At 58.2% G+C, this 23,623-nt stretch carries 20 protein-coding genes; 17 read left to right on the top strand and 3 right to left on the bottom strand.

Annotation, left to right across the window (positions count from 1 at the left end):
- Positions 1 to 290 precede the first annotated feature (290 nt).
- The 6 genes from ACR8BN_RS03505 (at position 291) to ACR8BN_RS03530 (ending at position 8,945) form a co-directional block, all read left to right on the top strand.
- A complete protein-coding gene (locus tag ACR8BN_RS03505) occupies positions 291 to 890 on the top strand; it encodes a cupin domain-containing protein (RefSeq protein WP_031593886.1) in 600 nt (199 codons plus the stop codon).
- 124 nt (positions 891 to 1,014) lie between these two features.
- A complete protein-coding gene (locus ACR8BN_RS03510) occupies positions 1,015 to 2,082 on the top strand; it encodes an ABC transporter ATP-binding protein (RefSeq protein ID WP_434747333.1) in 1,068 nt (355 codons plus the stop codon).
- Positions 2,083 to 2,097: 15 nt separating this feature from the next.
- A complete protein-coding gene (locus ACR8BN_RS03515; RefSeq protein WP_410009554.1) occupies positions 2,098 to 3,099 on the top strand; it encodes an ABC transporter substrate-binding protein in 1,002 nt (333 codons plus the stop codon).
- 2 nt (positions 3,100 to 3,101) lie between these two features.
- Positions 3,102 to 4,841, top strand: coding sequence for an ABC transporter permease (locus tag ACR8BN_RS03520; protein WP_434747334.1), 1,740 nt, complete (start codon positions 3,102 to 3,104; stop codon positions 4,839 to 4,841).
- A complete protein-coding gene (locus tag ACR8BN_RS03525) occupies positions 4,829 to 5,917 on the top strand; it encodes an MBL fold metallo-hydrolase (RefSeq protein ID WP_434747335.1) in 1,089 nt (362 codons plus the stop codon). Before ACR8BN_RS03520 ends, ACR8BN_RS03525 begins: the two co-directional genes overlap by 13 nt.
- 178 nt (positions 5,918 to 6,095) lie before the next feature.
- Complete coding sequence (locus tag ACR8BN_RS03530; RefSeq protein WP_434747336.1) at positions 6,096 to 8,945, top strand: sensor domain-containing protein; 2,850 nt, start codon at positions 6,096 to 6,098, stop codon at positions 8,943 to 8,945.
- A gap of 26 nt (positions 8,946 to 8,971) precedes the next feature.
- On the opposite strand, the gene ACR8BN_RS03535 is transcribed toward ACR8BN_RS03530, so the two are convergent.
- On the bottom strand, positions 8,972 to 10,036 hold the full coding sequence (locus ACR8BN_RS03535; protein ID WP_010248992.1) for a LacI family DNA-binding transcriptional regulator: 1,065 nt from the start codon (positions 10,034 to 10,036) through the stop codon (positions 8,972 to 8,974).
- Positions 10,033 to 10,287 carry a hypothetical protein gene (locus ACR8BN_RS03540; RefSeq protein WP_434747337.1) on the bottom strand — a complete coding sequence of 85 codons (255 nt, stop codon included), beginning with the start codon at positions 10,285 to 10,287 and terminating at the stop codon, positions 10,033 to 10,035. Before ACR8BN_RS03540 ends, ACR8BN_RS03535 begins: the two co-directional genes overlap by 4 nt.
- Here ACR8BN_RS03540 and ACR8BN_RS03545 point away from each other — a divergent pair.
- Together ACR8BN_RS03545 and ACR8BN_RS03550 are read left to right on the top strand one after the other, a co-directional pair.
- The gene (locus tag ACR8BN_RS03545; protein ID WP_031593879.1) at positions 10,259 to 11,569 is read left to right on the top strand and encodes an MFS transporter; all 1,311 of its coding nucleotides are present in this window, start codon (positions 10,259 to 10,261) and stop codon (positions 11,567 to 11,569) included. The genes ACR8BN_RS03540 and ACR8BN_RS03545 overlap by 29 nt on opposite strands.
- A gap of 10 nt (positions 11,570 to 11,579) precedes the next feature.
- Complete coding sequence (locus tag ACR8BN_RS03550) at positions 11,580 to 13,943, top strand: TIM-barrel domain-containing protein (RefSeq protein ID WP_434747338.1); 2,364 nt, start codon at positions 11,580 to 11,582, stop codon at positions 13,941 to 13,943.
- A gap of 303 nt (positions 13,944 to 14,246) precedes the next feature.
- On the opposite strand, the gene ftnA is transcribed toward ACR8BN_RS03550, so the two are convergent.
- A complete protein-coding gene (gene ftnA / locus ACR8BN_RS03555; RefSeq protein ID WP_010248984.1) occupies positions 14,247 to 14,753 on the bottom strand; it encodes a non-heme ferritin in 507 nt (168 codons plus the stop codon).
- Positions 14,754 to 15,242: 489 nt separating this feature from the next.
- On the opposite strand from ftnA, the gene ACR8BN_RS03560 reads away from it, so the two are divergent.
- From ACR8BN_RS03560 to deoC, 9 genes are all read left to right on the top strand, one after another.
- Entirely contained in the window at positions 15,243 to 15,911 is a 669-nt protein-coding gene (locus tag ACR8BN_RS03560) for a nucleoside recognition domain-containing protein (RefSeq protein WP_010248983.1), read from the top strand.
- Positions 15,901 to 16,374: a YjiG family protein gene (locus tag ACR8BN_RS03565; RefSeq protein WP_069025372.1), complete on the top strand. Its 474-nt coding sequence runs from the start codon at positions 15,901 to 15,903 to the stop codon at positions 16,372 to 16,374. The genes ACR8BN_RS03560 and ACR8BN_RS03565 overlap by 11 nt, the downstream gene beginning before the upstream one ends.
- Before the next feature lie 4 nt (positions 16,375 to 16,378).
- On the top strand, positions 16,379 to 17,482 hold the full coding sequence (locus ACR8BN_RS03570) for a M20 peptidase aminoacylase family protein (protein WP_010248978.1): 1,104 nt from the start codon (positions 16,379 to 16,381) through the stop codon (positions 17,480 to 17,482).
- Positions 17,483 to 17,775: 293 nt separating this feature from the next.
- Positions 17,776 to 19,362 (top strand): peptide chain release factor 3, encoded by a 1,587-nt coding sequence (gene prfC, locus ACR8BN_RS03575; RefSeq protein ID WP_010671098.1) that lies wholly within the window; start codon positions 17,776 to 17,778, stop codon positions 19,360 to 19,362.
- Positions 19,363 to 19,620: 258 nt separating this feature from the next.
- Positions 19,621 to 20,235, top strand: coding sequence for a molecular chaperone OsmY (osmY, locus tag ACR8BN_RS03580; RefSeq protein ID WP_069025371.1), 615 nt, complete (start codon positions 19,621 to 19,623; stop codon positions 20,233 to 20,235).
- 112 nt (positions 20,236 to 20,347) lie between these two features.
- Positions 20,348 to 20,509 carry a DUF1328 domain-containing protein gene (locus ACR8BN_RS03585; RefSeq protein ID WP_003848537.1) on the top strand — a complete coding sequence of 54 codons (162 nt, stop codon included), beginning with the start codon at positions 20,348 to 20,350 and terminating at the stop codon, positions 20,507 to 20,509.
- Between the two features lie 220 nt (positions 20,510 to 20,729).
- Positions 20,730 to 21,782 carry a patatin-like phospholipase family protein gene (locus ACR8BN_RS03590; protein ID WP_033769872.1) on the top strand — a complete coding sequence of 351 codons (1,053 nt, stop codon included), beginning with the start codon at positions 20,730 to 20,732 and terminating at the stop codon, positions 21,780 to 21,782.
- Positions 21,779 to 22,576 (top strand): TatD family hydrolase, encoded by a 798-nt coding sequence (locus tag ACR8BN_RS03595; RefSeq protein WP_039388163.1) that lies wholly within the window; start codon positions 21,779 to 21,781, stop codon positions 22,574 to 22,576. The genes ACR8BN_RS03590 and ACR8BN_RS03595 overlap by 4 nt, the downstream gene beginning before the upstream one ends.
- Before the next feature lie 248 nt (positions 22,577 to 22,824).
- A complete protein-coding gene (deoC, locus tag ACR8BN_RS03600) occupies positions 22,825 to 23,604 on the top strand; it encodes a deoxyribose-phosphate aldolase (protein WP_033764479.1) in 780 nt (259 codons plus the stop codon).
- Positions 23,605 to 23,623: the final 19 nt, after the last annotated feature.

Raw genomic sequence — 23,623 nt, forward strand, 5'->3', positions numbered from 1 at the left:
ACAGTCAAGCATATCAGAAACAGATCTGTGCTTTTTTTATATAACAGTTTATACAACAGTAACCGGGGCGTCGGGCTGCTGCGCCTTTAGACTTGCCGCCTGACATTTTGCAACACTTTGCCGCAGTAAGAACCGCTACCCTCTGTCGCACAGGCACACTCCGGCCCTATAGTTAACGACACATTTGGCTTTAGTCAGCAATATCAGTCAATTATCTCAATTGTGTCGTCTGGCGCACATTGCATTGTGTCGCGGGTTTGCCACACTTAGAAAAACATCGGAGAACCTGTATGCGTGCCTCATCCTCCAGTCTGCTATTAATGATGTCCTTTGCCGCTGGCACCTTCTCGGCCGGGGCTTCTGACAATCCTCAGCATCTGATGCTCGCCAGCCCATCGGGCGGCGTGCCCAATAACCCGTTACCTCTGATTATCTGGCCGCGCGTGGTGCCGGAAGAGGAGGAGATCGCTGCGTGGTTTGAGAAAACCTTCGAGGAGAACGGCTGGCCACCCGCCTGGCGCTATCCGATCTTCCCATACACCCATTATCATCCTAATACCCATGAGCTGCTGGGCGTCGCTGAAGGCTGGGCGGAAGTGCTGTTTGGCGGCGACAGTGGCCGGATGGTGACCCTGCGCGCAGGCGATGCAGTCCTGATTCCGGCCGGTGTCGGCCACCGGCAGGTCAGCGCCAGCGAAGATTTTATGGTGATTGGCGCCTATCCGCACGGAATGTCGCCGGAGACGCTGCGCGATGAGCCCGCGAAGCTGAAAATGGCCCAGGAGCAGGTGAAAAAAGTGCCGTTCCCGACACAGGACCCCTTTACCGGCAAAGAGGGCGCATTAACCGAGATCTGGCAGCCGATTGCGGCGCTCACCGCCCAGCAGTAAGCCACGGGGCGAGCACGCCCCGATGCTGCCCGGCTTTCGCGTCCCGTAAGCCGGGCTGTCACCGGGCTGTCATCAAACTGTCGTAGCGTTTTGCCCAGCATGTTAACGGCAAAGGCAGAGTAAGATGGCGGCAATATCGTTAACCGGACTGAGCAAAGCGTTCGGCGCGCAGCCGGTACTGGACGCGATTTCGTTACAGATTAACCAGGGCGAGTTTGTCGCCGTTCTTGGGCCTTCTGGCTGCGGCAAAACCACCCTGCTGCGCCTGCTGGCCGGCTTTGAAACGCTCGACAGCGGTGAAATCCGCATCGGTGATCGTCAGGTTGCCGCAGACGGGCTGCACCTGCCGCCGGAAGCCCGCGAGCTCGGCGTGGTGTTCCAGAACTACGCTTTGTGGCCGCATATGACGGTCGCGGAGAACGTCGCCTACAGCCTGAAGGTGAACGGTGTGGCGCGCGCAGAACGCGAACTGCGCACCACCCAGGCCCTGACGCTGGTCGGGCTGGATCGCTTCGCCGACCGCCGACCCGCCGATCTCTCCGGCGGCCAGCGCCAGCGCGTGGCGCTGGCTCGCTGCCTGGTGGCACGGCCTACGCTGGTGCTGCTGGATGAGCCGCTGGCTAACCTCGATGTCCATCTGCGCGCTACCATGGAAGAGGAGTTCCGCCGCTTCCATCGTCACAGTGGCGCCACCTTACTCTATATCACCCACGATCAACGCGAAGCGATGGCACTGGCCGACCGCATCGTGGTGCTCGAACACGGCAGAGTGATGCAGTTCGCCAGCCCGCAGACCCTGTGGCGCGAACCGGCTAATGAGATGGTGGCGGCCTTTATTGATGAGGGGCGGGTGCTGCCGGTCAGCGACATTGAGCCACTCGATCCGGGTCAGGCGACCGCCACGCTCTGCGGGCTGCGGGTTTTGCTGCGCTGCTCGCCTCACCAGCGCCCGCTGCCATACGGCAAAGCCAGCTTCCACAGCGTCAGTTTTCACCTCGCCGCTGAGGGAGAGCGGCAGTTTGCCGCCCGCGTTGAGCGCATCATCTTTCGCGGTGGCTACCATCAGATCAATCTTCGACCGCTTAATCAACCGGATGTCAGCCTGTCGCTGACACTTAACGATGCTGCATTACTGGCGGTGGATGACACCGTCGGCGTCGCCGTCGATGACGGCTGGATTCTTCCTGCATAAAGGGTTTCAGAAACCATGAAAACGGCTTTTCGTACTCCGCTTCACGCGCTGTTGTTGCTATCGGGCCTCGCGGCCTCAACCCTGCTGCAGGCGGCCGACGCGCCCGGCGGCAAGCTGGTGGTTTACACGTCGCAGGCACCTGAAATTGCGCAACAGACCATCGATGCGTTTAAGGCCGCGTATCCGGCGGTGGAGGTGGAGTGGACCCGCAACGGCACCACTCAACTGATGAACGTGCTGCACACGGAGATGATGAGCGGCCAGGTCAAACCCGATGTGCTGCTGGTGGCCGACGCGATCAATCTGGGCGCGCTCAAGAAAGAGGGGCAGCTCTATGCTTACCCGGCCGCCCCGGTCAGCCACCTGAAGCCTGCCTATTACGATGCGGATAAAACCTTTTTTGGTACCAAAATTATCGCCACGGTGATCGCCTATAACACCCAGCGTGCGAAGCCGGTCAGTAGCTGGAAAGCGCTGGCAGTAGAAGCAAACAGAGGCCAGATTGCGGTCCCCAGTCCCCTCTATTCCGGTGCTGCGCTCTATAAGCTGCATACCGATATCCATACCCCGTCGATTGGCTGGGCGTTCTATCAGCAACTGGCCGCCATCGGCATTGCGCCTCAGGGTGGCAATGGACCGGCGCTGAAAGCGGTTGCCAGCGGCATGGATAAGTATGGCGTGATCACGGATGCCGATATTATCCGCGCCAAAAAGCAGGGATCGCCCATCGATCTGGTCTATCCGCAGGAGGGCGTCTCCTATGTGACCGAGCCGGTGGCGATCATGAAGTCGGCGCATAATCTGCCGGCCGCCAAAGCCTTTGTTGATTTCATGCTGTCGGAAGCGGGGCAGCAACTGGTGGCGAAGCAGGGCAACCGGCCGGTCGATGCCCGCGTGGCGGCACCCGGTGGCTTTGCGCCGATTGAGCAAATCACGCTGCTGACGCCGGACGTGGCCCAGGCGGTGGCCGAGGATGCTCAGGTCCGCGAAACCTTTACTGAACTGTTTGGCGGCTGATCGTGAGCGTGCTGGGCAACGAATGCCGAAGAGGCCAGGCTGCCAGGCATCGCAGATGGCGGGCGGAACCGCTGGTGCTGGGCGTACTGGTGCTGGTGATCGGCCTGCTGTCGGTGGCACCCTTTGCCCGGCTGATGGGAACCGCGCTGGCACCGGATGGCATACTGGATAGCGATCGCCTGCTGAGATTGCTGACCAGCCGCCGGGTGCTCAGCGCCACGCTGAATACCCTGGCGATCGGCATCAGCGCAACGCTGATGTCGCTGCTGCTGGGAACGGTGGCCGCCTGGCTGGTGGCGCTCACCGATTTGCGTGCCAAAGCGGCCTGGGTATTCGCCTTTATCCTGCCGCTGATGATCCCGCCGCAGGTGACTGCGCTGGCCTGGATACAGGCGCTGGCACCGGGCAGTCTGCTGGCCAATGCGGTGAGTGCGCTGGGCGGGACGTGGCTGGCACCCGGTCAGCAACCGCTCTATTCCGCGACCGGCATGGTGCTGCTGCTGGGTCTGCACAATGCGCCGCTGGTGTTCCTCACGGTGCGGGCTGGCCTGCGTCGACTCCCCGCCGAACTGGTGGAGGCGGCCCGTATCAGCGGCGCATCACCCCGGCAGATTCTGTTCACGGTGATCCTGCCGCTGGCGCGCCCCGCGATCTTCGCCGGGGCGGCACTGGCGTTTGTCGCTGCGGTCGGGAATTTCGGTATCCAGGCGATGCTGGGTATTCCGGCGCGGGTGCCAACGCTGATTACGCTGGTTTATCAGCAGCTCAATACCCTCGGCCCCGGTGCGCTGCCCAATACCGCCGTCTACTCGATGCTGATTGCGCTGATCACCCTCGCCGGGATGCTGATTAGCAGCTGGCTGGGCGGACGACGCGATGTCCGGGTCAGCGGATCGCCACGACCCTGGCACCAGCCGCTGCGGCGCGCGCGACTGCCGGGCGAAATCATCGCCTGGCTGTGGATGGTGATGACCTTGCTGCTGCCGCTCAGCGCCTTGCTGACCACCGCCTTAACCCGCGGTTTCGGTCAGGCTCTGAACTGGCAAACCCTGACGCTGGAGAATTTTCAGCAGGCGCTGTGGGGCTATCCGGCGATACGGCAGGCGTTCTTTACCAGCCTGTGGCTCACCGGCCTGACGGCGCTGCTGCTCAGCGTCATGGCACTGTTCCTGGCTTTCTTTCTCAGCTGGCATCGTACCCGGCTGGTGCGGGGGCTGGGATTCGCCAGCGAGCTGACCTATGCGCTGCCCGGCATTGTCACTGGTGTAGCGGCGATGCTGTTTTTCCTGCGGCCGCTGCCGCTGCTGGGATTTTCTCTTTACGGAACGGTGTGGATTATTCTCGCTGCCTATCTGGCCAATTTCCTGGCGCTGGTGTTAAGGCCGACGCTGGCCGGGTTCGCGCAAATCGAACCGTCACTGGATGAGGCGGCGCGCTTATGCGGCGCAGGTCTGATGCGGCGGATGACTGACATCCTGCTGCCGCTGGCGGCGCCTTCTGTGCTGGCCGGTGCGCTGCTGGTGTTCCTCACCGCGCTGAATGAAATACAGGTTTCAGTGCTGCTGGTTACCGCGCAAACCCAGACGCTTGGTCCGACCATTATTTTCCTGGATGAAGGCGGATCGGCGCCGCTGGCGGCGGCGGTCGGATGCCTGATGATTGGGATCGTGCTGGGCTTAATGCTGCTGGCCTCACGGCTGACGCGTCGTCTGCCGCAGGGAGTCCTGCCATGGCAAGCCTGACGGTGATCAGCGGCGTCGGCGGAAAACTGCCGGCCGCTTTCCTGCTGGAGATAGAGGGGTACCGTCTGTTATGGGATTTAGGTGCCGGGCCGGAGCCGGGCGTCCGGCCCGCAGTGGCCGCCATCGGCCAGGTCGATGCGCTCTGCCTGACCCATTCCCATGTGGATCACGCGGCGGCGCTGGATAGCTGGGCCGACATCGGTTCACCGCCGGTCTATGCCAGTGAGATCACCTGGCAGCAGCTGGGCGAGGCTGGCGTGCCGGCTCAGGCACGACGCATCCTGCCATTGCGCGGCCAGTGCGCGCTGGGGCCGCTGAATCTCTTTACCGGTCGCAGCGGACATTCGCCGGGATCGATCTGGTTCCATCTGCCGATTGCGGGTGGCATCACCTATATGGGCGACTGGAGTCGCGAATCGCTGCTGTTGCCGTTTGATTGCCCGCCACGCGCACGGCTGTTGATTACCGATGGTTCCTATGGCGACCGGAATCAGCGACTGGCGCAGCAGAGCGACGCGCTGGCCCTGGCTGCACAAGGGGGCGCCGTGGTCACCGCGCCGCTGCACGGTCGCGGCCCTGAGATGGCGCTGCAGCTCAGCGCTCGCGGGCTGCCGGTGGTGATGTGTCCCCAGGTGCGCGAAGAGGTGGCGCAGTTGCTGGCGCTCAACAGCCTGCCCGCCGCGGCGATGCTGGCGCTGGCCCGGTTATTGCGCGTCGCAACGCCGGACTGCTGGCGACCGGATACGGTGATTGTCGCGGCGGATGCGGTGGCTGACAGCGGCCTGGCGGCGCAGCTCAGCCATCAGCCCGACTTTCGTCTGATCTTCAGCAGCCACGTTTCCCGCGGCACCCGTGCCTTTGAGATGCTGCAATCCGGCATGGCGCGCTGGCTGCCGTGGAATGTGCATCCGCCGCTCGACGATCAGCTGGCGCTGATCAGACAGACGGCGGCCCAGAAAGTGATCCCGGCGTTTGTCGCGCCGCAAGAGTGCCAGCAGCTGATGAGCCAAAGTCCGGCAATGCTCTGCTGGCAGCTCCGTTATTCGCTCTCCTCGCGCTGGGAGCGGGTCGTCTGACGCGCCGCCACGACGGAGTCATTGAACATTTACTCGCCGCTGCCGATAAACCCCCTATAAACACTGATTAATCTTCTTAATGCGCTTGTCATCTCAGCTCTTTTCGGCTGTAGTCTGCGCACGCTATTGAGAACATTCCTAAGCCGTTATCCGGCTACAGAGCAGCAGGCTAATCACAATGGATAATAACTCTGATGTCATCTATCGCATGCTGGTACAAAGCGTGAATGATTACGCCATCACTATGCTAAAACCTGACGGTATCATCGGCAGCTGGAATCAGGGTGCTCAGCGCACGATAGGCTATACGCCAGACGAGATGATTGGTTGCAGCTTCGCCCTGTTGTATAGCGAAGAAGATCGCCGCCGGGGCCTGCCGCAGCGTGGACTGGATATGGCTGCCACAGCCGGACACCATGAAAGCGAAGGCTGGCGCTATCGCAAAGATGGCAGTGCTTTCTGGGCGCATGAGACGATCGATCCGATACGCAATGACGCCGGTCTGCTGGTGGGATACGCCTGTATTACCCGCGACTGCACTCAGCAGCAGGAGCAGCAGCGCAAGGAGCGGGAGCAGGAGATGCGCTTCCGCCTGCTGGTGGAGGGCGTTACCGATTATGCCATCTATATGCTCGATCATGACGGCAATGTGGTGAACTGGAATGCTGGCGCACAGCGCGCCAAAGGCTATGTGGCGGAAGAGATTGTCGGCCAGCATTTTTCCCGCTTCTACAGCGCCCAGGATCGCCTGAACCGTGTCCCGGAGCAGAACCTGCAAACCGCTTATCGCACCGGCCGTTTTGAAGATGAGGGCTGGCGCTACCGCAAAGATGGCAGCGCCTTCTGGGCGCATGTGGTGATCGACACGATCCGCGACGATCAGGGCAAGCTGCTGGGCTACGCTAAAATCACCCGCGACTGCACCGAACAGCAGCGCGTCCGCAGCCAGCAACGGGAGCAGGAGCAGCGTTTCCGTCTGCTGGTTGAAGGGGTCACCGATTACGCCATCTATATGCTCGATGTCGACGGCGTGGTGGTGAACTGGAATGCCGGTGCGCAGCGTGCCAAAGGGTACAAAGCGGATGAAGTGGTGGGGCAGCACTTCTCGCTGTTTTACAGTTCCCAGGAGCGGCTGAACCGCATCCCGGAAGCGAATCTCGGTATCGCGTTTAAGACCGGCCGTTTTGAAGATGAGGGCTGGCGCTACCGCAAAGATGGCAGCGCCTTCTGGGCGCATGTGGTCATCGACGCGATCCACGATGATGACGGTAAGCTGGTCGGCTTCGCTAAGATCACCCGCGACCGCACGGAACGCCGTGAGCAGGAGCAGCAGGTGCTGCGCGCCAGGGATCTGGCTGAAGCCCAGAGCACCCAGAAAACCGCGCTCTCTAAATTTCTGGATAACATTATCGCCAACATTCCCTCCTGTGTGATTGTGGAAGATGCGATCACCCGCGAGATCCTGCTGGTTAACGACCGCACTCAGCAGCTGTTTGGCCTGTCGAAAGCGCTGATCGTCAACAAGCGCCCGCACGAATGTATGTCGCCCGAACTCAGCGATTACTTTAATAATCTGGCGGATGTTGCGCTGCGCAGTGAGGGCATGCATGAGCGTGAGCAGTTGCTGATGACCGCCAGCGGCGAACGCATTCTGCATACCCGCGCCACCGCGATTAATGGTCAGGATGCGCGTCGTAACTACCTGATGCTGCTGGTGGAAGATGTTACTGACCAGCGCGCTGCTGATGCCCGTATTCACCATATGGCGCACCACGATAACCTCACCAGCCTGCCGAACCGCATTCTGTTCCGCCAGCGTCTGAGTGAAGCCCTGCGCACAGCCGGTCAGATACAGCGCCAGACCGCCGCGCTCTGCCTTGATCTCGATAACTTTAAAAATGTGAACGATGCGCTGGGCCACCAGATTGGCGACGAGTTGCTGCGCAGTGTGGCTAAGCGTCTGCGTAACGCGCTGCGCGATCAGGATACCCTGGCGCGTATCGGAGGCGATGAGTTCGCCATCGTGCTGCCTTCGGTGGCCAGTAATGAAGAAGCGAGCATTGTCGCGCAGCGCCTGATTGAGGCGATTCGCCCGCCGGTCAACGTTGAAGGCCATAATCTGTCGGTCGGGCTCAGCGTGGGGATTGCGCTCAGCACCACCATCACCAATACGCCGGAACAGCTGCTGCGCTGTGCTGACATGGCGCTGTATGAAGCCAAACGCAACGGCCGCAACCGCTATGAGCATTTCACGCTGGAGATGGACGATGTGGCGCGCAGTCGACGCCTGATTGAAAACGATCTGCGCGATGCGATTAGCGGCGGGCATCTGCGGCTCTACTATCAGCCCATCACCAACGGTGATAACCGTACCATCATTGGCTATGAGGCGCTGATGCGCTGGCATCATCCGATTCGTGGGCTGATCATGCCCAACGACTTCATCCCGATCGCTGAAGAGACCGGGCTGATCCATATGCTGGGGGCGTTTGCACTCTATGAAGCCTGTCGCGAAGCGGCGAGCTGGGAAGGGGAGCAGTCGGTCTCGGTCAACCTCTCACCGCTGCAGTTTAAAAACAGCTCGCTGGTGCCGGTGGTGGAAGGCGCGCTGAAAGAGTCGGGTCTCGATCCGGCGCGGCTGGAGGTTGAGATCACCGAATCGGTGCTGCTGGATGATTCGCTGGGTAATATCCGTACCCTGCAAAACCTCAAGGCGCTGGGCGTGCAGATTGCGCTGGATGATTTCGGCACCGGCTATTCGTCGCTGAGCTATCTGCGATCTTTCCCGTTCGACAAAATCAAAATCGACAAATCCTTTATCAATGATATGGGTGACAGCCGCGAGGCGCTGGCGATTATCCGCGCCATCACCGGCATGAGTCGCAGTCTGGATATCCAGATTACCGCCGAAGGGGTGGAGAGCGATGAGCAGTTCGCTAAGCTGCGCGATGAGGGCTGTACCCTGTTCCAGGGCTTCCTGTTCGGACGGCCTCAGCCGTCGGAACTGCGGCTGAAAACGCTGGGTTAATCCGCGCCGGGTTAATCCATACCGTGTTAATCATAGAGGCCATGCTGCTGGACCGGTGCATGGCTGAGATTATCGCGAATGCGCCGCACCGACTCGCGCACCACCAGCCTGCCATTCAGCAGCAGGCTGCCGGTGGGCGTGCCGGGATTCAGTCGCATCTCCTGCAACATTCTCACTGCCGCTGCGCCCAGCTCATCACGCGGCACCTGCACCGAGGTCAGCGGAATATCGTGGATAGCGGCCAGGTTAAAGCCATCCATACTCATCACCGAAATATCCTGCGGCACCCGCAGGCCAGCCTGCTCCAGCGCAGTGACGGCGCCCGCCGCAATGTAATCACCGCTGGCGAGAATTGCGGTCGGGCGCAGCGCATCAGGGCAGTGGCGCAGATATTCACTCAGCCGTTCCGCCGCTTCATTGCTGCTGAAGCTGTTCAGGGTCAGCAGATGCTGGCGGCTGTCAAACCGCAGGTTCATGGCATGCCAGGCGTCGCGCACTCCCTGCAATCGCTGCTCCATGGTGTAGCGGCGTAAGCAATGTAGCGACAGGATCTGCCGGTGTCCCTGCTCAAACAGATAGCGCGCTGAGAATTCACCAATCAGCTGATGATGGGGCGAGACCGAAGGCAGGCGCATTCGGCGATCGCGGGCGTTAATCAGCACGCAGGGTTTGTTCATCTCCGCCGCCAGCTGATGAATATGCTCATCATCAATGCCGATCAGCAGTGCCGCTTCGGTCTGCTGCATCTTGTCGATAAACAGCGCGGCATCACTTTCCACCTCCTCCAGCGGGCAGTAGCGCAGCCGCACCTCATGCGGCTCCACCGCCTGGCTGATCCCCTGAATGACCTTGTAGTAGAAGATGTCACTGCGTACATCAAAGGCGCGAGGCGGGGCAAAGACCATCAGGTTATTCAACAGCAGGCGACCACTGTGCAGGTTGTTAAGTACGCCCTGTTGCTGCGCCACGGCCAGCACTTTGTCTCGGGTGGCGGGCCGGGTATTGGCTTTACCCGCCAGCACCCGTGACACCGTACTGATGGAGACGCCGCTGAGTGCCGCAATTTCGCTTACTTTCAGCCTTTGTTTCATTCTGTGATCGCCTTCAAATCCACTGATAAAAAATTTTTCATAACCTGCTGAATCGCGTCATATAAGCGTTTCAGTGCCATTTTCTGCCGGGATTCAGCCTGCCATGAAAAGCGTTGCAAAAAAGTGTCTGTACCCACGTTTCGCACTTTTCTAAGTTCGTTACAGGACACGCGGTACGCCAGCAGGCGGTGTGCGTCATCAATGGCAATCAGGAGTGGCACAATGAGCCTCGAATCAACAACCAAACCCATCAGTGCATCCCGCACGGTGCGCGTGATTAAAAATTTACGCTGGTGGATGCTGGGAATGTTCCTGCTGGGTGTAACCGTCAACTACATCACCCGCAACTCGCTCGGCATTCTGGCACCGGAACTTAAAAACAGTCTGCACATGACGACCGAACAGTACTCCTGGGTGGTGGCGGCGTTTCAGCTGGCCTATACCCTGTTTCAGCCAATCTGCGGCTGGCTGATCGATGTGATCGGACTGAAGATGGGCTTCCTGATCTGCGCGCTGATCTGGTCGGTGACCTGTCTGCTGCACGCCGGTGCGGGAAGCTGGCTGCATCTGGCATTGCTGCGCTTTGTCATGGGCGCCTCTGAGGCGGCGGCAACGCCCGCTAACGCCAAAGCGATCGGTGACTGGTTTCCGAAAAAAGAGCGCCCGGTCGCGGCGGGCTGGGCGGGCGTCGGCTTTTCGATTGGTGCCATGCTGGCGCCACCGATTATCTATGTCGCACACATAACGTTTGGCTGGCAGGGCGCCTTTCTGCTGACCGGCGGGCTGGGCCTGCTGTGGGTTGGACTCTGGTGGTGGGGCTATCACTCGCCTGAGAGCCATCCTCGTCTCTCTGATGAGGAGCGGGCCTTTATTAATCAGGACAACGAAGCGATCGGGGAAAAACTGCCGTTCTTCACCGCGCTGAAAGTGATTGGTAAAGAGAAGAAATTCTACGGCATCGCCATCCCGGCTTTTCTGGCCGAACCGGCCTGGGCGGTACTGAGCTTCTGGGTGCCGCTCTATCTGGCCAATGAGCGCGGCATGGATCTCAAGCAGATCGTGATGTTTGCCTGGCTGCCGTTTCTGGCCGCCGACCTCGGCAGCGTCGCCAGCGGCTATCTGACCAAAATCTATGTGCGCTGGTTTGGTCTCACCCGCGTCAATTCGATTGTCGCCAGTTCGGTGACTGGCGCACTGCTGATGGTCTCACTGGCGCTGATGACGCTGGTAAAAGATCCCTGGCTGGCGATCGCCCTGATCTCCGTCGGTGGCTTCGGCCATCAGGTGATCTCCTGCATGCTGAGCGCGCTGGTGGTGGAGCGTTTTGATCGCCGCCAGATGGCCACGGTCAACGGCATGCGCGGCTCCTGCGCCTGGATCGCCAGCTTTATCTTCTCGCTGATTATCGGTGTCACCGCCGATACCATCGGCTTCAATCCGCTGTTTGTGGCGATGGGCTTCTTTGACCTGATTGGTGCCGTTTTCCTGGTGATGCTGGTCGCCGAACGCCGCCAGCGCCCTGCTAACCCATAAGGATATCGCGATGAAAACCCTGAAGAACTGGACGCTGCATCAGCAGGCCGATCACTTTGTTGAACTCAAGGTCGAAGATCGTCACTTCCTGCGGCTTTACGTGCTGGAGGATAAGCTGATGCGCGTGCTGCTGAAGCGCGACGGTGAGCTGGCGCTGAACCGCACCTGGAGCATTGCGCCTGTCAGCGACGTGCCCTGGCAGGGGCGGGATCGTGAGGCGCTGGATGGCTTTACGCTGCCGGCATTTAAGGTTGAACACGATGCGCAGCAGCTGCGCATCAGCACGCAACGGCTGCGTGTCACGGTGCATCAGCCGCTCTGCCTGAGCTGGGAACAGTTTGAGGGTGAGAGCTGGCAGCCGCTGGCCGCCGACCGTCACACCGGTGCCTATCTGCTCAATGCGCACGGCGACGGGGTCGAGCACTATCAGCGTCGCCAGCCGCAGGATCGGGTTTATGGCCTGGGCGAGAAGAGTGGCGACCTGAACCGCGTTAACCGCCGTTTTGAGATGCGTAATCTGGATGCCATGGGCTACAACGCCGCCAGCACCGATCCGCTCTATAAACATATTCCGTTTACCCTGACGCAGCGCGATGGCGTCAGTTTTGGCCTGTTCTATGACAACCTGAGCAGCAGCTGGCTCGATCTGGGGAATGAGCTGGATAACTACCATCTCCCTTATCGTCGCTACCGCGCCGAAGCGGGCGATCTTGATTACTACATGATGCTGGGCCCGACGCTGCTCGACGTCACCAAAGCCTTTGTGCGTCTGACCGGTCGCACCCTGTTTCAGCCGAAGTGGAGCCTGGGCTACAGCGGCTCCACCATGCACTACACCGACGCGCCCGACGCACAACAACAGCTGCAATCCTTTATCCGTCTGTGTCGCGAGCATGAAATTCCCTGCGACTCGTTCCAGCTCTCTTCGGGTTACACCTCGATTAACAACAAGCGCTACGTCTTCAACTGGAACTTCGACAAAGTCCCGAATCCCAATGCGCTGAGCGACGCGTTTCATACTGCCGGAATGAAGCTGGCGGCCAACATCAAGCCCTGCCTGCTGCAGGATCATCCGCGCTATCAGGAAGTGGCCGCGCAGGGGCTATTTATTCGTGACTCTGAGCAGGATCGTCCTGAGCGTTCGGTGTTCTGGGACGATGAGGGATCGCACCTCGACTTCACTCATCCGCAGGCGGTGCGCTGGTGGCAGGAGAATGTCACCCGGCAGCTGCTGGAAAAGGGCATCGATTCTACCTGGAATGACAACAACGAATATGAGGTGTGGGATGGCGAAGCGCGCTGTCACGGTTTTGGTCAGCCGATCGCCATCAAGCATATCCGGCCGGTAATGCCGTTGCTGATGATGCGCGCCTCAATGGAAGCCCAGCAGCGGTTTGCACCGGACAAACGCCCTTATCTGATCTCCCGTTCCGGCTGCGCCGGGATGCAGCGCTATGTACAGACCTGGAGCGGCGATAACCGCACCAGCTGGCAAACCCTGCGCTACAACATCCGCATGGGACTGGGGATGAGCCTCTCCGGGCTGTTTAACGTCGGGCACGATGTCGGCGGCTTCTCGGGCGATAAGCCGGATGCCGAGCTGTTTGTGCGCTGGGTTCAGAATGGCGTGATGCACCCGCGCTTTACTATCCACTCCTGGAATGACGATCACACGGTGAATGAGCCCTGGATGTACCCGGAGGTCACACCGATGATCCGCGAGGCGATCCGGCTGCGCTATCGCCTGATGCCCTACCTCTATAACCTGGCGTGGCAGGCCAGCGTGGAAGATGAGCCGATGCTGCGCCCGACCTTCCTCGATCACGAGCAGGATCCGCTGACCTATCAGGAGTGTGATGACTTTATGCTGGGGCGCGATCTGCTGGTCGCCAGCGTAGTAGAGCAGGGCGCGCGCAGTCGTGAAGTCTATCTGCCCCGTAACCGCGGCGGCTGGTATGACTGGCACAGCGGCAAGGCATTTGCGGGCGGTGAGACCATCACGCTGGATGCGCCGCTGGATCGGTTGCCGCTACTGGTGCGGGCCGGTGCGGTGATCCCGCTGGGCGAGTGCGAAAGCACCACCGATGCGCGGCGCGATACGGTGCGGCAATGGCAGCTATGGCCTGCCCCCGAAGGCGTGCAGACACAAGGCGAAATGTTTGATGACGATGGCGAGAGCCACGGCTGGCAACAGGGTAATGCGCTATGGCTTCGCTGGACGCTCTGCAGCAGCGCCACGCGTATCGATCTGACGGTGGAAAAACGCGGAGATTATCAGCCAGCCTGGCGGGAGATCGCGCTGTTACTGCCTGCGGGTGAAAACCGTGAACTGTGGGTGAATGGCAAGAAAGCCGCGAGTTACCGGCTGGAATAGCGGTGCCGTGGTGGCAAAGCCTAATCAATCAGGTTTTGGGCAGCAACGCTTAAGTTCAGTTAGCAGGGAACAGGGGCAGAGGAGAAAAGCGTCCCGCGGCAGGGACAAAAGCGCCGGGAGCGCTTTTGAACAACGCAAAGCGTTGGCCCGTTTACGGGCGCACCTCATGGATGAGGTGCGTAATAGCGCGGGCCGAGCGTGCCAGGGATGGAGGCTTTTGCGTCTTTCCGATCTGACCCTGTTCCCTGTGAAGGCACGATCTCACAGCGACCAGGCCTTCTACCTCAGTGGCCCCAACAGAAATTACTCTGCGTGGTTCTCGGTGCTCATGCGGCCCAGATCTTTATCGACCAGGAACAGACCGTTGCCGCTGTTGCTGACCAGCGCCAGTTTATCCAGCACGGTTTTGAACAGCTTCTCTTCTTCATGCTGCTCGGCAACATACCACTGCAGGAAGTTGAAGGTAGAGTAATCCTGTGAGGTCATGGCGGCATGGGCCAGTTCATTGATTTTGCTGGTGATCAGCTGCTCATGCTCCAGCGCCTGCTGCAGAATTTCATTCAGTGAAGTGAAAGAGACTGGCGGCGCAGCGATGGTACCCAGCACCGGCATGCCGCCGGTATCGCTCAGGTAATCAAACAGACGCTGCATATGCTGCATCTCTTCGCGTGAATGCATCTTCAGGAAGGAAGCGGCACCCTCAAAGCCTTTGTCGCTGCACCAGGCGCTCATTTGCAGATAAAGATTGGCAGAGAAAAATTCCAGGTTCAGCTGGTCGTTTAAACGCCCAGTCATTTCAGCAGTCAGCATGGCCGAGTCCTTTTAAGAAGATGTTAAATAAACAGGTATAGTCGGTGAATTATGCATCAAATATGTTAGTAAAGCGAAGGCTTTTCCGCAAAAACAGCCAATTTATCTGATTGATTTAAATAGAATTATTTCACAAATTGAATGCGAGCGATTCTCATTCTGCATCACTCCTTATCGGGCAACAAAATCAGGGTTTCAGCACCATGATAGTGCGCCCGGTCGCTATCCTGCTGGTGCAATCGCCGCTGAAGCTGGAGAAATAGCGGTCCTCTGATGACGCGCCGCAAATATCACGTTGTCGTCAGAAAAAGATATTTTGATGAGCCATAACAGGTATGGCGTGGATTAAATGCCCGGTGGTGACAGCAGGGCCATTAATAATCGCGCGCCGATCGGCTCTGGCATAAATCATGCTTAGAACTCAGTTCCATATATTGAAACTTGCCACGTCACGGAAGAGGCGGCAAGCCTGCTTATCAGGAGAAAATAATGTCAGATGAGAGTGTGGTTAGTCCGGTAAAAATGACGGCGACCAAAGGCAGTTATGTCGCGTTAATTTTTGCCATCCTTTTTTTCTCAGGGTTGTTTTATAACGTCGAGGGTCTTTCATGGCTGGGCGCCTTTGACTTCACCACGCTGGGCGGCAGCTTTGGCACCATGAAAGATCCCGCCAGCAACACCTTTCTTGGCGCAGGCGGACTCAGTGCCAAAGCGGGGTTCCTGTTTGCGCTGTCGCTGACGCCCACGGTGATGCTGGCGCTGGGCGTGCTGGAAATCTTCACCCACTACGGCGCGATTCGCGCGGCGCATCGGTTGCTGACGCCGCTGCTTAAGCCGCTGATGGGGCTGCCGGGCCATTGCGGTCTGGCATTAATTACCGACCTGCAAAGTACCGATGCGGGCGCGGCATTAACCAAAGAGATGGCTGACCAGAAACAGATCGGTAAAAAAGAGGTGGTGGTGATGAGTGCCTGGCAATATTCCGGTGCCGGCTTAATCAATAATTACTTCGCCATCGGCTCCGCGCTGTTCGCCTCAATGACGCTGCCGATTATTATTCCGCTGTTATTAATGTTCGTGCTGAAATTTGTCGGTGCGGCAATAACGCGCGCTGTGTTAAACAGTGTTTATAAAAAGGATTTCGCCGATGGAAAATAAAATCACGACCAGCAGTAATCCCTTTGATGTGTTTGTGACCGGCGCGCGTAAAGGCTTTCACATCGCCATTCACAACCTGATGCCAAATGTGGTGATGGCCTATGTGCTGGCAGAAGTGCTCAATCTGCTCGGCATCATGCAGTTTCTCGGGCACGTTTTTGCGCCAGTGATGGGGCTGTTCGGCCTGCCGGGCGAGGCAATTACGGTGCTGCTCACCGCCTGGCTCTCATCGTCGGCGGGCACCGGCGTAGCGGTGAGTCTGCTCACCAAAGGGCTGCTGACCGGCGCGGATATCACGATTCTGGCCCCGGCGATTTTCCTGATGGGATCGCAGCTGCAATATATGGGACGGCTGCTGGGCGTGGCCGATGTGCCCAAAAAATACTGGCCGCTGCTGATGCTGGTGAGCATCATCAACGCGCTGATCGCAATGTCTGTTATGCGTCTGTTTATGCAGGAGTAACGCTGTGTCTGAGGTATTAGAGCATTACCACTATTTGCACGAAATTCCGGAGCTGGGTTTTCAGGAGGTGAAAACCTCGGCCTACATCGCCGATCAGCTGGAGAAAGCGGGCCTGAAGGTGACGCGCAATATCAATAACACCACCGGCATTGTGGCCGAGATCGACAGCGGTGTACCGGGCCCGGTGCTGGCGCTGCGCGCGGATATGGATGCGCTGGGGCACATCATTGATGGCGTGCCGTGTGCGCGCCACACCTGCGGTCACGACGGTCACTCTTCGGTCGTGCTGACGGCGGCGACGGCTTTGCTGCAGGAGGGTGCGGTGAAACGTGGCCGGCTGAAGATCCTGTTCCAGCCCGCCGAGGAGCTGGGCGCCGGTGCGCTCTCAATGATCGAAGGTGGCGCACTGGATGATGTGGAGATGATTCTGGGGTTCCATCTGCGTCCGCTGGAGGAGTGTGTGGTCGGCCAGGCGGTGCCTGCGGTGCTCTACTCAGCCTGCAGCACGCTGGAAGCGACCATCAAAGGCCAGCCCGCCCATGCGGCGCGTCCGCACCTTGGGGTGAATGCGCTGGATGCTGCCGTACAGGCGGTTCAGGCGGTCAACGCCATCCATCTCTCGCCCGGGCTGACCTGGAGCGTCAAAGCAACCCGCTTCCTGTGCGATGCCGGTGTCACCAACTCGGTGCCGGATGAAGCCCGCGTAGTGTGGGATCTGCGTTCGCAGGAGAACGGGCCGATGACGCTGCTGAAAGAGCAGGTCACGCGCGCCATTACTCACAGCGTGGCGGCACTGGGTGCCAGCGCCGAGGTACGCGTATTAAAAGAGATGCCCGCCGCCGAGATTGATGATGAGGCGACGGCGGTGATCCGCGCCGCGATCGTCGAGGTGCTGGGAGAAGAGGGCGCGCTGTCAACCCGGACCACGCCAGGTAGCGAGGACTTTTTCTACTATCCGGTGAAGCGTCCGGGTGTAAAAGCGGGCTTCTGGGGACTGGGCACCAACCTGACGCCAGGATTGCATCATCCCGACATGCATTTTGATCTCGACTCGCTGGAGATTGGTGTGCAGATCTTCAAAGCCTGCGTCAGAAAGGTGCTGGGATAAGGTAGGCGGGGCGGGTGCAGACCCGTCCCGCTTTGTTGTGGCATCCACCGTTCCCCGATTCCCCGCCCCTGAAATCCTGCCCCTCTCCCTGTAGGCCGCGCGCGCAAAATATTGTATGCTATGCCGCCTTAAAGCTGACCAGGTAACCGGAATTCACGCCAATGTAACTTCGCGCTGACCCGCCAACGATGAAAGATCGTTTTTGGCACCGTTTACCCGCCGGTAAGGTTCTGCCGGCCACCGTGATTTATCAGCAGCGCCAGTAAGTTGCGCTGCCTATTGAGAAGAATTCCATGTCTAATCCCTTTTTAGAAGAGGTGGCACGCCGCCGCACCTTCGCGATCATTTCGCACCCGGATGCCGGTAAAACCACCATTACCGAAAAAGTGTTGCTGTTCGGACAGGCTATCCAGACCGCCGGTACGGTAAAAGGCCGTGGCTCTAACCAGCACGCTAAGTCGGACTGGATGGAGATGGAGAAACAGCGTGGTATCTCCATTACCACCTCGGTGATGCAGTTCCCCTATCGTGATAGCCTGGTGAACCTGCTGGATACCCCGGGTCACGAAGATTTCTCGGAAGATACCTACCGTACGCTGACCGCGGTTGACTGCTGTCTGATGGTGATTGATGCCGCTAAAGGCGTTGAGGATCGTACCCGTAAGCTGATGGAAGTTACCCGTCTGCGCGATACGCCGATCCTGACCTTTATGAACAAACTTGACCGTGATATCCGCGACCCGATGGAAGTGCTGGATGAGGTGGAAAGCGAGCTGAAAATTGCCTGCGCACCGATCACCTGGCCTATCGGCTGCGGCAAACTGTTCAAAGGGGTTTATCACCTATACAAAGATGAGACCTATCTCTACCAGACCGGTAAAGGCCATACCATTCAGGATGTCCGCATCGTGAAGGGGCTGAACAACCCGGACCTCGACACCGCAGTCGGTGACGATCTGGCGGCACAGCTGCGTGAAGAGCTGGAGCTGGTACAGGGCGCATCGCACGAGTTTGAGCAGGAAGCCTTCCTGAGCGGCAAACTGTCGCCGGTCTTCTTCGGCACCGCGCTGGGTAACTTTGGCGTTGACCATATGCTGGATGGCCTGGTGGCATGGGCACCGCGTCCGATGCCGCGTGACACCGACACCCGTACGGTAGAAGCGAAAGAAGAGAAGTTCACCGGCTTCGTGTTTAAGATCCAGGCCAACATGGACCCGAAACACCGCGACCGCGTGGCCTTTATGCGTGTGGTGTCCGGTAAATATGAAAAAGGGATGAAGCTGCGTCAGGTGCGCACCGGCAAAGATGTGGTGATCTCCGACGCCCTGACCTTTATGGCGGGCGACCGTTCGCACGTTGAAGAAGCGTATCCTGGCGATATCATCGGCCTGCATAACCACGGCACCATTCAGATTGGCGACACCTTTACTCAGGGTGAAAACATGAAGTTCACCGGTATTCCGAACTTCGCGCCAGAGCTGTTCCGCCGTATTCGTCTGCGCGATCCGCTGAAGCAGAAACAGCTGCTTAAAGGGCTGGTTCAGCTGTCGGAAGAGGGTGCAGTACAGGTGTTCCGTCCGGTGCATAACAACGATCTGATCGTGGGTGCGGTCGGGGTGCTGCAGTTCGATGTGGTGGTCGCCCGTCTGAAAAGCGAATATAACGTCGAAGCGATCTACGAAGCGATCAACGTCTCTACGGCGCGCTGGGTTGAATGCAGCGACGCGAAAAAGTTTGAGGACTTCCAGCGTAAAAACGAAGTTAACCTGGCGCTCGATGGCGGTAATAATTTGACTTATATCGCGCCAACCATGGTTAATCTTAATATTACGCAGGAACGTTACCCTGACGTCCGTTTCCGCAAAACGCGCGAGCACTAATCGCCTGTTTCCGGGCCATTCCAGCTGGGAGTGGCCCTGTTTTCCTCCTTCCAGACTCCTCCTAAAAACCCCGTTTTTCTTCTGTTTTGACGTGTGATCAACCAGTTAGCCAGGCAAATTGCAAAATGCCGTCTATGATTACTCTATCGGACGGCGGAAGAGACTTCTCTTGTCCTTACGTCCTGTAACGCAGCGGCACCTGTGCCTCTGTTGCGCCCACAGTTTTTGGGTGAGTTAACTGATAGAAGGAAGATATCGATGAACAAGACTAAGATTGCTAAAACCCTGATGGCCGCCATGATTGGCTCAGCACTGATCAGCGGCAGCGCACTGGCTGACGAATCAATGTCGCAGAAAGCGTCACAGACAGCCGACAGCGCGGGTTCAAAAATCGATAGTTCTATGAAAAAAGTCGATGGTTATATGGATGACAGCGGCATCACCGCCAAAGCCAAAGCGGCACTGGTAGATGATGACGCAATTAAAAGCACGGATATCTCGGTAAAAACGCATAGCGGCGTCGTGACCTTAAGCGGTTTCGTCACCTCACAGGATCAGGCTGAGAAGGCTGTGGCTGTGGTGCAGAAAATCGAAGGTGTTAAATCCGTCAGCGACAAACTACACGTCAGAGACAGCAAAGCATCATCAATGAAAGGTTATGCAGGCGATGCCGCTACGACCAGCGAAATTAAAGCTAAGCTATTAGCGGATGACATTGTTCCGTCGCGCAACGTAAAAGTTGAGACCACCGACGGCGTTGTTCAGCTTTCAGGGCAGGTTGCTAATCAGGCACAGTCAGAACGTGCAGAAAGCATTGCTAAAGCCATTGAAGGCGTGAAAAGCGTTAAGAATGACCTGACGGTTAAATCTTAAGCTTGCGTACGGCCACTTCTGTGGCCGTACGAATAAAAGATACCCATCCGGGGATGAAATAAGCAGATCGATTTTAAAATATTCGATTTTTAAATAGGGTAAGGAGAGGCTTATGTTTCGTTGGGGCATTATTTTTCTGGTGATCGCACTGATCGCTGCAGCGTTAGGTTTTGGCGGTTTAGCGGGCACAGCAGCATGGGCAGCTAAAGTTGTCTTCGTCGTTGGTATTATCCTGTTCCTCATCAGCCTGTTTACCGGCCGTAAAAAGCTTTAGCCGATGAGTCCTGCAGTGTAATGCAACGCAAAGCATAGAGCGGAGACCAGTCATCTGTAGCGACTGACGTGAAGAGAGGGACTCCTTCACATCGCTGCAAGGTAAGCCAGCCCAGCTGGCCTGCCGGTTAAAGGAACACATGACTGGTTCTCCGGAATGCTGCCGTCATTAACGGATCGATCCTCCAGCAGACCCGGAACCCCTTTTTGAGGTTCGTACAGTGGGTATACGCATTCCTGTCACGCTCGGCGCCATTGAACCTCTGGCCCTGACTCCGTTTAAATCTCAGAAGATTGCGCTGGTTTGTGAAGGCGGCGGTCAACGCGGCATTTTCACCGCAGGCGTATTAGATGAATTTCAGCGTGCCCGATTCAACCCCTTTCAGCTGATGCTCGGCACCTCTGCCGGTGCACAAAATCTTTCTGCCTTTGTCTGTGGTCAGCCCGGCTATGCCCGGCGTGTGATTACCCGCTATACCACCAGTAAACTCTTCTTTGATCCGCTGCGCTTTGTGCGTGGTGGCAATCTGATCGACCTCGACTGGCTGATAGATATTACCCGCAGTGAATTTCCGCTGGCGATGAGCAGCGCGGAACAGCTGTTCTCCAGCGGCCGCGAGTTTTATATGTGCGCCTGCCGCAGTGACGACTACACGCCCGGCTACTTCAACCCGACCGCTGATAACTGGCTGGATCTGATTAAAGCTTCCAGTGCCATTCCCGGTTTTTACCGGCTGGGAGTCAGTCTGGAAGGGATCAGCTATCTTGATGGCGGCATCAGCGATGCGATTCCGGTGCGTGAAGCCGCCCGCCGTGGCGCTGATACCATTGTGGTGATCCGCACCGTGCCCTCACAGATGTTCTACACCCCGAAATGGTTTAAGCGGATGGAACGCTGGCTCAGCACCGGCGCACTGCAGCCGATGATCAACGTGCTGAATAAGCATGAGCAGAGTTATCGGGAAATTCAGCAGTTCATTGAGAATCCGCCCGATGATTTGCGCATTATCGAAATCTTTCCGCCGCATGCGCTGGCCAGCAGTGCGCTGGGGAGCCGCATCGCTTCACTGAATCAGGATTATCATCTGGGACGGCGTTGCGGTCGCTATTTCCTCGCCACGCTGGGCCAGTGGCTGAGTGATGCGGAACCGATGACCACGGCGCGTATCGTAACGCCGCCTGCTCCGGCAGCCAATGCACCCGATACCCGCCTCATCATCACACCGCCGCTGGCGGATAATGATGCTGATTACGACAAAGGATCGCTGGCATGAAGTTTATCGATACGCACTGCCACTTCGATTTCCCGCCGTTTGAAGGGGATATCTCTGGCAGCCTGGCACGTGCTGCAGAAGCGGGCGTGGAAAAGATTATTGTTCCGGCGATCGATGCCAGCCGCTTTGAGCGGATCTGCGCGTTAGCCGCGGCGCATCCGCCGCTCTATGCCGCGCTGGGCCTGCATCCGATCGTCATCGAAAATCATCAGGAGGCCCATCTCGACCAGCTGGAAACCTTACTGCAACAGCGGCCGCGTAAGCTGGTGGCGATCGGCGAGATCGGGCTGGATCTCTATCGCGACGATCCGCAGTTTGATAAGCAGCAACGCTTTCTTGAGGCGCAGCTTAAGCTGGCGAAAGCGTATCAGCTGCCAGTGATCCTGCATTCGCGCCGCACTCATGACAAACTGGCGCAGATTCTGCGTCGTTACGATCTGCCGCGCCGTGGCGTGGTGCATGGTTTTGCGGGCAGTCTGCAGCAGGCGCAGGCCTTTATTAAGCTGGGTTATGCGATTGGCATCGGCGGGACCATTACCTATGAACGCGCCAGCAAAACCCGTCAGACCGTGGCGCAGCTGCCGCTCTCTTCGCTGCTGCTGGAAACCGACGCACCCGATATGCCGCTGCAGGGCTTTCAGGGCCAGCCTAATCGTCCGGAGCGGGCGCGTCAGGTGTGGGAGGTGCTCTGCAGCCTGCGAGAAGAGTCACCGGAGGAGATTGCCGATGCGCTGTGGCACAACAGTCAGCAGCTATTTCAGCTCGATCCCGCTTTCCCGGCGCTGCGCAACTGACCGCCCGCGTCTCACCCGACCTGCAGCCTTCGCGCTTAAATGTGATAATAGTAACATTGCACCCGCTGGCGTATAATGACCATCAGGTACCGTTATCTGTAATGTCAGTCACAGTAAACGTGGCAATGTTGCACTAATTTCTTATTCCTATGTGACTCCTGGCACATATCAGGCCGCATCAGAGTGTTATTATTATAACATTCCGCCGGCGAGCCGGTGGGTTGCACCCCGATCCTTTGGAGAGCCTCATGACCGATATCAAAAACCTTGCCCTGCGCGCCCTGAAACTGATGGATTTAACCACCCTGAATGACGACGACACTGACGCAAAAGTGATCGCCCTGTGTCATCAGGCCAAATCCCCGGCAGGCAACACCGCCGCAATCTGTATCTATCCGCGTTTTATTCCGATTGCCCGTAAAACGCTGCGCGAGCAGGGAACTCCGGAGATCCGCATCGCCACGGTGACTAACTTCCCGCACGGCAATGACGACATTGATATTGCGCTGGCAGAAACCCGCGCCGCTATCGCCTACGGTGCCGATGAAGTGGATGTGGTGTTCCCGTATCGTGCACTGATCGCCGGTAACAGTCAGGTCGGTTTCGATCTGGTGAAAGCCTGTAAAACCGCCTGTGCCGAAGCAGATGTGCTGCTGAAAGTGATCATCGAAACCGGTGAACTGAAGCAGGAAGCGCTGATCCGTCAGGCCTCTGAGATTGCCATTGATGCCGGTGCCGATTTCATTAAAACCTCTACCGGTAAAGTGCCGGTTAACGCCACGCCTGAAGTGGCGCAGATCATGATGAACGTGATCCGCGATAAAGGCGTCAGCCAGCAGGTTGGCTTTAAGCCCGCTGGTGGCGTGCGCACCGCTGAAGATGCCGCTATCTATCTGAAAATGGCTGAAGAGACGCTGGGTGCCGACTGGGCCGATGCGCGTCATTTCCGCTTTGGTGCATCAAGCCTGCTGGCGAGCCTGCTCAACACCCTGGGTCATGACAGCGACACCAGCAAAGCGGGTTACTGATCCTTCAGGCGGTCGCTGA

It is taken from the genome of Pantoea sp. Lu_F5_004 (assembly GCF_051136245.1).
Taxonomy (GTDB): domain Bacteria; phylum Pseudomonadota; class Gammaproteobacteria; order Enterobacterales; family Enterobacteriaceae; genus Pantoea; species Pantoea agglomerans.